Annotated in this window: 11 protein-coding genes; 5 read left to right on the forward strand and 6 right to left on the reverse strand. The window is 67.2% G+C overall.

Annotation, left to right across the window (positions count from 1 at the left end; all coding sequences use genetic code 11):
• The first annotated feature begins 406 nt into the window (after positions 1-406).
• The 3 genes from BSG17_RS01070 to BSG17_RS28175 all read left to right on the forward strand — a co-directional run bounded on the left by BSG17_RS01070 (position 407) and on the right by BSG17_RS28175 (position 3,630).
• Positions 407-1,696, forward strand: a complete 1,290-nt coding sequence (locus tag BSG17_RS01070) for a metallophosphoesterase (protein WP_089820616.1) — start codon at positions 407-409, stop codon at positions 1,694-1,696.
• Complete coding sequence (locus BSG17_RS25845; RefSeq protein WP_139246538.1) at positions 1,697-3,136, forward strand: PGF-pre-PGF domain-containing protein; 1,440 nt, start codon at positions 1,697-1,699, stop codon at positions 3,134-3,136.
• Between the two features lie 359 nt (positions 3,137-3,495).
• Positions 3,496-3,630: a hypothetical protein gene (locus BSG17_RS28175; RefSeq protein WP_280141147.1), complete on the forward strand. Its 135-nt coding sequence runs from the start codon at positions 3,496-3,498 to the stop codon at positions 3,628-3,630.
• A 184-nt stretch (positions 3,631-3,814) separates the two neighbouring features.
• On the opposite strand, the gene aglM is transcribed toward BSG17_RS28175, so the two are convergent.
• Positions 3,815-5,107, reverse strand: a complete 1,293-nt coding sequence (aglM, locus tag BSG17_RS01085) for a UDP-glucose 6-dehydrogenase AglM (RefSeq protein WP_089821005.1) — start codon at positions 5,105-5,107, stop codon at positions 3,815-3,817.
• Between the two features lie 367 nt (positions 5,108-5,474).
• Between aglM and BSG17_RS01090 the strand changes: the two genes are divergently transcribed.
• Positions 5,475-6,449: a transcription initiation factor IIB gene (locus BSG17_RS01090; RefSeq protein ID WP_089820618.1), complete on the forward strand. Its 975-nt coding sequence runs from the start codon at positions 5,475-5,477 to the stop codon at positions 6,447-6,449.
• Here BSG17_RS01090 and BSG17_RS01095 read toward each other — a convergent pair.
• Both BSG17_RS01095 and BSG17_RS01100 read right to left on the reverse strand, forming a co-directional pair.
• The gene (locus BSG17_RS01095) at positions 6,446-7,246 is read right to left on the reverse strand and encodes an ABC transporter permease (protein ID WP_089820619.1); all 801 of its coding nucleotides are present in this window, start codon (positions 7,244-7,246) and stop codon (positions 6,446-6,448) included. The two genes, BSG17_RS01090 and BSG17_RS01095, sit on opposite strands and share 4 nt — an antisense overlap.
• On the reverse strand, positions 7,239-8,195 hold the full coding sequence (locus tag BSG17_RS01100; protein WP_089820620.1) for an ABC transporter ATP-binding protein: 957 nt from the start codon (positions 8,193-8,195) through the stop codon (positions 7,239-7,241). The genes BSG17_RS01095 and BSG17_RS01100 overlap by 8 nt, the downstream gene beginning before the upstream one ends.
• Before the next feature lie 57 nt (positions 8,196-8,252).
• Between BSG17_RS01100 and BSG17_RS01105 the strand changes: the two genes are divergently transcribed.
• The gene (locus BSG17_RS01105; RefSeq protein ID WP_089820621.1) at positions 8,253-9,860 is read left to right on the forward strand and encodes a COG1361 S-layer family protein; all 1,608 of its coding nucleotides are present in this window, start codon (positions 8,253-8,255) and stop codon (positions 9,858-9,860) included.
• Between the two features lie 43 nt (positions 9,861-9,903).
• Here the strand turns inward: BSG17_RS01105 and BSG17_RS01110 are convergent, their stop codons facing one another.
• From BSG17_RS01110 to BSG17_RS01120, 3 genes are all read right to left on the reverse strand, one after another.
• Complete coding sequence (locus BSG17_RS01110) at positions 9,904-10,104, reverse strand: hypothetical protein (protein ID WP_089820622.1); 201 nt, start codon at positions 10,102-10,104, stop codon at positions 9,904-9,906.
• On the reverse strand, positions 10,101-10,385 hold the full coding sequence (locus BSG17_RS01115; RefSeq protein ID WP_139246539.1) for a DUF7344 domain-containing protein: 285 nt from the start codon (positions 10,383-10,385) through the stop codon (positions 10,101-10,103). The genes BSG17_RS01110 and BSG17_RS01115 overlap by 4 nt, the downstream gene beginning before the upstream one ends.
• A gap of 251 nt (positions 10,386-10,636) precedes the next feature.
• Positions 10,637-11,059, reverse strand: coding sequence for a helix-turn-helix transcriptional regulator (locus BSG17_RS01120; protein ID WP_089820624.1), 423 nt, complete (start codon positions 11,057-11,059; stop codon positions 10,637-10,639).
• Positions 11,060-11,205: the final 146 nt, after the last annotated feature.

An 11,205-nucleotide genomic window follows, 5' to 3' on the forward strand; every position in this document is an offset into this window, starting at 1 on the left:
GACGGGTCGGTGCGGTGACTGTCGTTTACCCGCCGTGTAGGGAACTCGTCGGAGCGGTTGCATAGTCACCGTCCGACAAAGGTGGCGACGAACTTAGTAATCGACTCGATACCTACCGGCTCGTCCCACCAACACAACGCAAACGACAGGTTTCGACACGCTCCGGTGAGAGTCACTACAAACCGGAGACGGACCCCGTCCGGCCGTCGCGGTGGACCGAACTCGGAGACAGCCGGACGTTAAACGCCGGCGGTTGCGAGACGCTAATCGTTACTCGAAGCATAACTTTTGCACGTAACACACATACGTTCGTCGGAGAATGTACCTATGAACGTCAACAGCTTCCCCCGCCCGACGCCGACCCGGTGCGGGGAAGACGACATCCGACCGAACCGACCTGACGGCGATGCGGAGTGACCGCCGCTCGGTCCGACGCCGAGCGGTGCTGAAGGCGCTCGGCGTCGGAGTGGCTGCCCCGCTCGTCGTCGGTGGCGTGGCCTCCACGGCGGACGCGGCCTCGGAGTCGTGGACGGTAGTCGTCCTCTCGGACACCCAGAAGTACGCGGAGAACTCGTCGCTCGTCTCGTACGCCCACGACCAGACGAGGTGGGTCGTCGACAACCACGAGGCGGAGAACGTTCGCTTCGTCACTCACTGTGGCGACGTCGTCGAGAACCCCGAGGAGCGCACGGAGTGGGAGCGGATGGACGAGGTGATGGCCAGACTGGACGGCGTCGTCCCATACTCGACGGTGCCGGGGAACCACGACTGGGTCGGCTGGTTCGACCCGCGGTCGATCGAGCACTACCGGTCGTACTTCGGCCCCGCACGGTACGACGGACGGAGCTGGTACGGCGGTAGCGGTCCCGACGGACTGAGTCACTACCAGTTCTTCGCAGCCGGCGGCTACGAGTTCCTCCATCTCGGTCTCGAGTGGGAGGTCCCGGGGAGCGCGGACGACCCGGCTACCCCGTTCGGGTGGGCACGACAGCTGCTCCGCCGGTACGCCGACCGTCCGACCATCGTCACCACGCACTCGTATCTCAGAGACGACGGTGACCGAATGGAGCGTGTCCAGGGCGACTGGGGGGAGACCACCGTCGACGGCAACCCCGACCCGAACAGAGCGACGGGGAACGCCGGCGAGACGACGTGGCGGGAACTCGTCAGGACGAACAGCCAGATCTTCGCGGTGTTCAACGGCCACTTCTCGAGAGACGGCGGGGAGAGCTTCCGGGTGTCGGAGAACGACGACGGACTACCCGTCTACCAGATCATGGCCGACTACCAGCGACGGCGACGGGGTGGGGAGGGGTGGCTGCGACTCGTCTCGTTTCTCCCCGGCGACGGTGCCGGCGGCGACGACCGCATCCAGGTCCGGACCTACTCCCCGTCGCTCGGCGTGTTCGAGACCGACGCCGACAGCGAGTTCGGGTTCGACCTTCGGTTTGCCGAGCGGTTCGCGCCGTCCGGTGGAGACGGCGAAGGCGAGGAGGACGATCCCGAAGACGAGACGCTCGCGGGCGACGTCGACGGCGACGGCGACATCGACGCGGACGACGTCGGACTCGTCCAGCGACGGATCGCGCGCTACGATGACGATGTCGACGAGACTGCCGCGGACGTCGACGGCGACGGCGACGTCGACATCGCCGACGCGATCGCGATCCGAAACAGGATCGGAACGGAGCGTTAGATGACGCGTAACGCCTCACTCGGCCGACTACTCTCCGTCGTGCTCGTTCTCCTCGTGACGGTGGGATCGATGCAGACAGTCGGCGTCGCGGTCGCCGAGACCACGACGGTCGGCGTCGGCGAGACGGCGGGTGTCGAGGGCGGGACGCTCGACGGTGAACCCGGCGAGACGGCGACGGTCGTAGTGTGGACGGACGCCCGGGACGTCGGCGGCTACCAGGCGACGGTCGCGTTCGACCCGAGCGTCCTCCGGGTTCGATCCGTCGAGGGGACGGACGACTTCGAGACGCCGGTAGTCAACGTCGACGACGAGGGGTCGGTCACGTTCAACCAACTCCGCGAGGGCGGCGTCGACGGACCGGCGCTCGCCGAACTCACGTTCGAGTTCGTCGGAGCGGGTGGGACGCAGACGACCGCACGACTCGTCGGGTCGGAGACGAAACTGGCCGACCCGACGGGAGTGGAGCTCGGCGTCGACGTCTACGGGGACGTGACGTTCCGTGTCGTCGAGCCGACGCCCACCGTGACGCCTGAACCGACACCGGCCCCCACGTCGACTCCAGTCCCGTCGCCGACGGCGACGCCGGAAGCGACGGCGACACCGGAACCGACACCGACTCGAACCCCCGTGTCCGAACCGTCCCGACCGTCCAGTGGCGGTGGAGGGAGCGGGAGCGCGAACAGTGGAGGTGCCGACGCCTCCTCGGAACCCGAAATCTCCGTTACACAGCGACGGGGCGGGGTACTCGTCGACGTACAGCGCGGTTCGACGGCGACGTCGTTCTCGGTCGACCTCCCCCGGTCGGTGGAGTCGAGCGGAGTCGGCGTCCTCCGCCTCGACTGGGAGACGCAGTCGGCGACGAACCGGTACACGATCACGGTCTCGACGTTCGAGACCGCCGAGTCGGTTCCGGAGCTCGCCGCCGCGGAACCGCTCGCGTACGTCTCGGTGACGCCAGACGGCATCGAGAGCACGGCTGTCGACACCGCCACGGTTCGTTTCGTCGTCGACGAGGAGACGCTCACCGACCGGGACGACCTGACGGTGTCGCTGTGGCGGTACGACGGCTCATGGCATCGTCTCGAGACGACCGAACTCGGAGACGGTCGCTACGCCGCCACCACACCGGGGTTCTCGACGTTCGCGGTGGCTGTCGACCCGGCGTCGACGCCCACTCCGACACCCGCCCCGGAGCGGACACCGACGCGGGAGTCTCCCCAGAGCCAGACGCCGGTGTCGGCGTCGCCGCCGGAACCGACGCCGGCGGTCGCAGAACCGGGGATGGAGACCCCGGCGTCTGCGCTGGACGACGTCGCGAACACCGCCGTCGACACCTCCGCGGAACCCGCCGGGGCTGTGGGTGGACCGAGCGCCGTCCTCGTGACTCTCGTCGTCGGTCTGCTGGTGACGGTGTCGGCGCTCCGGCTGCTCCGGCGGTGAGGACGCCCACGCTCCATCTCGACCGACGAACGCGGGAGAGCGTCTCGACGGAGCCGTCGCTCCTCGGTCGTCTCCGGTCGGCAGAAGGTTCCGGGTCGCAAGCCGGTCGTTTTGGCACGCGAACCGAGCTGTTGCGGGGCCCGGAACAACAGAGACTAGCAACTCGTGGAGTATAAGTTCTGTCATACCCAGGAACACAGAAGTCGGGGGAGAGACGAGAATCGACGTCCGTCGCGCGGGTTCGGTCGAGATCGCACGGGCGACTACTCGGGATGGCTGTCATGTGGAACGCTCCGGGCGTTCGGGGGTCAGTCTCGGGCAGCGACCGGGAGCGATACCGAATCGGCTCCGGGTGGTCGATGGATTCTACAGAGATTCACGAGACGTATATCGAGACAGTCGGACGCGCCGACGTGTCGAGCGAACCGAACGACCGGAACGGGGTTCCCGTCGAGGAAGTGGCGGTCTCCCGGCGTCGCAACAGTCGTAACTGACCTGGTACGATCGACGGGATGCATCCGTCGGGCGGTCCACCGTTCGATCGACGAACGGACGTGATCGTGTTCGGGCGGGTCGACCGCTCTCGACGACGTCCCCCGGGTTCGCACCGACGGCCCCGAAACGGAACGTGCTCGTCGCTCTCGCCTACTGCTTCCTCGCGCTCGTTGTGACGGCGAGCTACCAGGTGAGCCCCTCGTAGGTCAGACCGTCTCGTCGCTCGACGATGCGTCGGCCGTCGACGACGACCGGACGAGCCATCGCCTCGAACTCCTCGTCGAGCGCGGCGAACTCGTCCCAGTCGGTGACGACGACGGCGGCGTGTGCACCGCGGAGCGCCGCGGCGGCGCTGTCGGCGTACTCGATCTCCGGGAACCGCTGGCGCATCCGGTCGGTCGCGACGGGGTCGTAGCCGACGACGTCGGCCCCGCGGTCGAGCAGCCCCTGGATGACGGGGATCGCCCGAGATTCGCGGACGTCGTCGGTGCCGGGCTTGAACGCGAGCCCGAGGACGGCCACTCGTTCGCCGGCGACGTCGCCGTGGTCGTCCAGCAACGCGAGCAGACGCCTCGGTTGCTGGTCGTTGACGTCGACGGCGGCCTTCAGGAGCCCCGCGTCGTAGCCCGCCGCGTCGGCGGCGGCGACGAGCGCGGCGACGTCCTTCGGGAAGCACGACCCGCCCCACCCGACGCCGGAGGCGAGGAACTGCGACCCGATGCGGTCGTCCAACCCGATGGCGTCTGCGACCTCGTAGGCGTCGACGCCGTACTCCTTGCAGATATTCCCGAGTTCGTTCATCAGGCTGATCTTCGTCGCGAGGAAGGCGTTGTTGGCGTACTTGATCATCTCGGCCTCGCGGAGACCCGTCTCGACGACCGGGACGTCCCCGCGCTCCGTCAGCGGTCGGTAGAGCTCCCGGAGCGTCGAGATCGGCCCTTCACGCTCGGCGCCGAAGACGAGTTTGTCGGGGTCGAGGAAGTCGGAGACCGCGTGTCCCTCGCGGAGGAACTCGGGGTTCATCGCGACGTCGATCCCCTCGCCGAGTCGCTTCCCGCTCGTCTCCTCGAGCAGTGGGGCGACGCGGTCGGCCGTCGTCCCGGGGACGACGGTGCTCTTGACGACGACGAGATGTGAGCCCTGCTTCTCGCGGAGCGCCGCACCGAGCGACTCCGTCCCCTGCTCGACGAGGCCGGTGTCGATGCTGCCGTCCTCGCGCGACGGCGTCGGGAGCGCGAGGAAGGTGACGTCGGTGTCGCGGACGGCGTCGTAGGAGGTGGTCGCCGTGAGGCGGGTACCGGCGTGCTCCGCGAGCAGGTCGGCGAGACCCGGTTCGTGGATGGGCGCGTCGCCGGCGTTGAGCCGGTCGACGACGGACTCGTCGACGTCGATCGCGGTGACCGTGTGGCCGAGCTCCGCCAGACACGCCGCGAGCGTCGTCCCCACGTAGCCACTGCCGATGATGCTGACGTTCACTGTCGGAGAGAGACACCGTCCGACGAATTGAACGTTTCGTCGAAGCGGCAGACCCCACCGGTCGACACGGTCGCCGCTCGGCCGGTCCACTCAAGCCGAGGAGCTGCGCCGGCCGAGATTCGAACCTCGTCACCTTCAGAGCCGAAACTACGAGGCTCGGAATAAAATCTCGGGGAGAGATTTTCGTTCCTTTTTCGGACACTCGAGAGCTTCTTTTCTTGAAAATCTATTAGCCAAAAGCTCTTTTGAGTTGTGGAATCTATCAGAAGTCCATGCCGGAATGCCATACGCAGTTAGCGATCGACAGTGTCGGGTCTCATTCGACGGGGGCTCACGAGCGAGGTGAGCAACGGGTCACCCCGGCCGTATGACGCAGCACTCAGCCCGTCCGCGGTCAGCACGACACGACCAGCCGTCGGACACCGAGACGAAGACGCAGACGGACGAACGGCTCGACCCCGAAGAGGTCGACGACGACGAACTCGTCCGCACGGCGGACGGCGAGCTGATCCACGAGGAGACGGGGCTCGTCGTCGAGGAAGAGAACATCGACCGCGGGCCGGAGTGGCGCGCGTTCAACCAGTCCGAACGCGAGGAGAAGTCGCGCGTCGGCGCGCCGACGACGCCGGCGATGCACGACAAGGGACTCACCACCGAGATCGGGTGGCGAGACGAGGACGCCAACGGTCGCTCGCTGTCGGGCGAGAAGCGCCAACAGATGAACCGACTCCGGACCTGGCAACAGCGGATTCGCACCAACGAGGCCGGCGAGCGCAACCTCCAGTTCGCACTCAGCGAGATCGACCGGATGGTCTCTGCGCTCGGCGCGCCGGAGAGCGTCCAGGAGATGGCCGCGGTCATCTACCGCCGCGCACTCGACGAGGACCTCATCCGCGGCCGCTCGATCGAGGGTGTCGCGACAGGAGCGCTCCACGTGGCGATGCGGCGTGGGGGGATCCCCCGGACGCTCGACGAGGTCGCCGAGGTCGCACGTGTCGACCACGACCGCGTCGGGAGAGCCTACAGACATCTCTCACAGGAGCTCGGACTCGAGGTCGAACCGACCGACCCCAGCCAGTACGTCCCCCGGTACTGCTCGGAACTGGACGTCTCGCCGGTCGTCGAGCGGAAGGCCGAGGAGATCGTCGCCGACACGACCGCCGAGGGGATTCACGCCGGGAAGTCGCCGTCGGGGTTCGCCGCCGCGGCGGTGTATCTCGCCTCGATGCTCTGCGGCGAGAAGGAGACGCAGTCGGCCATCGCCGACGTCGCCGACGTCACCGAGGTCACCATCCGAACTCGCTATCAAGAGCAGATGCGGGCGATCGATCTGACCGCCTAAGCAGTGACGTCCGTCCGCTCGAACAGTTCGGCGCTCGCCACCACGAGCACGACAGTGACGACGACGAGGTAGCCGAGTCCGGCCCAGTCGACGTCGCCCGCGACGAGTAATTCGCCGACGTCGAAGTGGCGTGACAGCGCGAGGTCGCCGAGCCACTCGTAGTCGGTGTCGAGCGTCAGGCTGTCAACGAGATAAAGCCCGAAGTGGACCGCGATGGCGATTCCCTGTGCCACCCGCACCCGATCGACGACAACCGACGCGAGCAGGCCGACCGACGCGGATGCCGCGTGATAGAGGACGAACAGCGCGTGGACGACGAACAGGTCGACCGGATCGACCGTCTCGTCGACGAGCGCGACAGCGACGAGTACCGCCAACCACGCGACAGCGTTGACGACGACGACGACGGGGAGCAGCGAACAGAACTTCCCGACGACGAGACGCGACCGTGAGACGGGGTTGACGAGCAGGAGGTCGACCGAACCGCCCTCTATCTCTCCAGCGATCGTCCCGGCGGCGACGTAGCCGAAGTAGATCCCCAAGAGCAGCACCCAGACGAACTGGTAGAGCTCCGTGACGAGGAATCCCTCGACGGTGCCGATGTTCTCGACGCTCCCGAGGAAGGCGTTGCGCACCTCCGGGGGGAACGACTCGACGTACGCCTCGAAGTCGACGCCGGAGGCGGCGATGGAGGGGTAGAGACCGACGACGAGGCCGATCGTCACCACCAGCAGCGTCGACAGCAGCAGCGTCTGTCGGCCGCGACGCCGCGTCTCGAAGGCGGTGATCTCAAACATCGGTCGGCTCCGTGACCGAGGCGACGTCCGGCGTCGTCCCGTCGCCCGCGCTGTCGACGTCCTGACCAGTGTAGAAGTGCATGAACACGTCCTCCAGTGACGCCTCCCGTATCTCGACGTCCTCGACCGTGTAACCGGCGAGGCGGTCGAGCAGTTCGTCGTAGCCGCCGTTGACGACGAGTCGCAGGACGCCTCCCGACTCGTACTCGCCGCGGACGACGCCGGGGAGGTCGAACGACTCGACCGGCGGCCGTTCGGCGAGCGACGCGCGAACGACCTTCCCGCTCTTCCGCAACAACGCGTCGATCTCCTCGACGGCAGCCAGCCGTCCGTTGCGGATGACGGCGACGCGGTCGCAGACGCGACGCACCTCGCTGAGGACGTGCGAGGAGAACAGCGTCGTCACGCCGCGGTCGCGCTCGGCCTCTAGGAACTCGTAGAACGTCTGTTGGACCAGCGGGTCGAGTCCGGCGGTCGGTTCGTCCATGACGACGAGCGTCGGGTCGTGCATGAACGCCTGGACGATGGCGAGTTTCTGCCGGTTCCCCCGCGAGTACGTCCGGACCTTCCGGTCGAACGGCGCGGGAAACAGTCGCTCCAGCTCCTCGCGACGATCGCCGCCGCGGAGGCGTTCGAAGTAGTCGAGGTGACGGCGACCGGTGAGCGAGTCGTAGAACGCGAAGTCGCCGGGGATGTGGCCGATCTCGCGTTTAACCTCGATGAGCGCGCGACGATCGGAGACGGGCGTTCCCAGCAGGTACGCCTCGCCCGCGGTAGGTCGGAGGAAGCCGAGGAACGTCCGGATCGCGGTCGACTTCCCGGCCCCATTCGGCCCGAGGAAGCCGAATATCTCGCCGCGGTCGACGGTCAGCGTCAGATCCTCGATGCCACAGACGTCGCCGTAGTACTTCGTGAGACCCGACAGTTCGATCGCCGGGGATGCTGGCATACCTACGAGATAGGCGTCGAGAGAACATATATCGTCGTAACGACCGTATCTAACGCTATGCGCCCCGCCCTCCGCGTCTTCCTCGTGGGGCTGCTCCTGTTGTCGGTCACCCTCCCCGCAACCGCACAGGACGACCAGAGCGTCGTCGGAAACCCGGAACTGGCGCTGTTCGCCCCCGACAACCTCCTCATTCCGGGTGAGGAGAACGTCGTCGAGGTGTACGTCGCCAACACCGGGTCGGTCGACCGCGGCGGTCCCGCCTCCTATCTGGACCGGGTGACGACCGCGCGAGCGACGACGCTCGAACTCAGACCTGGGAGGGCACCTGTCACCGTCGACACCGGCCGGTATCCCGCCGGGACGCTGCCTACCGGGACGCACGGCCCCTACCGGTTCACCGTCATCGCCGACGACGACGCCGAACCCGGCCGTTACGAACTCCCGGTCGTCGTGACGTACACCTACACCCACATCGTTCGGTACGACGCCGACAACCCCGACCGCGAACCGCGGTTCAGCGACTGGGACGTGACGCGGCGGCTGACGCTCGTCGTCAAGGTCGACGACCGCCCGCGTTTCTCGGTCGGCGACGTCGAAAGCGACGTCCAGGTCGGTAGTCGTGGGACGGTCACTGTCTCGATGACGAACGACGGAGTCCAGACTGCTCGCGACACAGTCGTCACGGTCACCGCCACGGACCCCGAGGTCCGTTTCGCGGAGAACGCCACGCGTGCCGAGGCGTTCGTCGGATCGTGGGAACCCGGTGAGACCCGACGTGCCGAGTACGTCGTCGATGTCGCCCCCGACGCCGCACAACGCGAGTACCCGCTCCGTGCCGTCGTCGATTACCGTGACGTTCGGGGTGTCGACCGTCGTTCGCGCGTCCTCACGCTGAGTTTCCGTCCGGACCCCGAGCAGACGTTCGCGATACAGGAGGTGAACGATACGCTCCGCGTCGAGGCGACGGGCCGGATCGCTGGCGAACTCGTCAACACCGGCACCCGATCGGTCACCGACGCCGTCCTCGTCGTCCGGTCGCCCCCCGAGTCGTTCACGGCCCTCGAACGGGAGTACCCGCTCGGGGACCTCGCCCCCGGTGACCGTGTCCCCTTCGAGTTCACCGTCGCCGTCCCCAACGACGCCGATCCCGGCCCGCGGCGCTTCGGGTTCGACGTGGAGTACGAGACGAGCGGGGGCTACGACGTGGTCAGCGACCGGATCGACATCTCGCGCGCCGTCGGCGAGCGGCGGGACGTCCTCACGGTCGAGGCGGTCGATTCGACCGTCGAGATCGACTCCGACAATCGCCTCGAACTCCTCGTGACGAACGTCGGCGACGAGACGCTCACGGACGTCCGGGCGTCCGTCGACCCGGTCGACCCGCTGTCGAGCGACGCGCCGGCGGCGTTCGTCGGGACGCTCGCGCCCGGGGAGTCGACGAGCGTCGCCGTCCAGGTGACCGTCGACGACGACGCCGTCGCGACGACGCATCCGATGACGATGACGCTGACCTACGAGGACGAGCGGGGCGTCTCGCGGACCGCAGCACCGCTGGTGGTGGGACTGGAGATCGTCGAACCGACGACGACCGTCCCCGTCGTCGCGCTCGTCGCCGTCGTCGCCGTCGTCGTCGTCGGTGCGGCGTGGTGGTGGCTCCGTCGGTGAGCGGTCTCGAAAAGAGCCGTCGCGTCCGAGGCGGCGAGACGCGTCAGCCGCGCCGAGTCTCGGTGTCGTGTGTGGGTTCGAGCATACGACTGCCACAGTCGGGACACGTCGCTTGGTGGGCCTCAAGCGTCGTCCCGCAGGCCCGACAGAAGTAACCGGCGTCCGTTCCGTCGGGGCGCTCGGCGACGACCGACAGGAGGTCACGGAGCGGGGAGGCCCAGTCGATCCGTGGACAGCCCGTCATCGACGGTCCTCCAGCGCCTCGCTGGCGAGCGCGAGGACGTCCGCCACGCGACAGGTGTGGTGAGTGATGTTTCGACTCTGTGCGTCGTAGGTGATGACGCCTAGATCGGCCAGTTTTGGGAGGTGGATGTGGTGGAGGTCGCTCGCGAGTCGGTCGCGGTCGACGGGCTCCTGCTTCGCGACGCGGTCGACGAGCGTCTCGAAGCTCACCTCCTCGTCTGCGAGTGCCGCCAGTTCTTGGAGGATGCTCCGCCGACGGGGATCGCTCAGAACCTCTTGCACGCGCTGGACTCGGTCACGGTTCGTACCCGAACGTCCTTGTGCGGCCATTGACAGAGTAGACGTTCCATGCGGCTAAAGCACATACACACCGTTTCGATGAGTTTCAGACTGTTGTGGCGGCGAGGCGGACGTAGCATCTGCCTAGTCGGTCACGGTAGGGAGGAGATATCGGTCGGGATCGACCTGTGCGCGGCTACGACGAGTGGTGCGATAGCGCGCAGTCGGGGGCGGTCCGGTCGGGGAACTCGCGACTACGTCGGCGTTCGGCCGTCCGTTCCGGCGTCGAGTTCGGTCTCGAGGTCGCTCGGTTCGCGACCCGAGAGATAGACGACGTTCTCGCGGCCGACGCGACGGCGGGTGACAACCCCTTCCTCTTCCATCGTCGTGAGCGTCCGGCTCACCGTCGCCTGCGAGAGCTGTGTCGCCTCGACGAGCGTCTGCTGACGGAGCCACCCGTCGTTGGCCTCCATCAGGTCGACGAACCGCTCTCTCGGGCGTACGCCGTCTTCGAGTAACAGATCTGCCTCGCTGCGACTCCCGTTCGAGGGTCGTGCGCCGACGGTGACGTTGGTCGACGTGTCACGGCGACGTTCCCCGTTCCCGTCCGTTCGCATCTGTACCTCCGGTTCGCGGCCGAGGAGACGGGAGAGAAGCCGACGGAGTCGATTCCTCATCCGACACCCTCCGCTATCCGCGGTAGTGGTTGACTGTGGATTGGCATTCCGGCCTGTTCGTAAACGAAGGCCGGAGGGAAGTATCCCATACTTGCAACTGCAAGTTCCCGCGGGCGAGTCGTCAAGCGGTTCGAGCACGTAACACA

The organism is Halogranum amylolyticum, assembly GCF_900110465.1.
GTDB lineage: Archaea > Halobacteriota > Halobacteria > Halobacteriales > Haloferacaceae > Halogranum > Halogranum amylolyticum.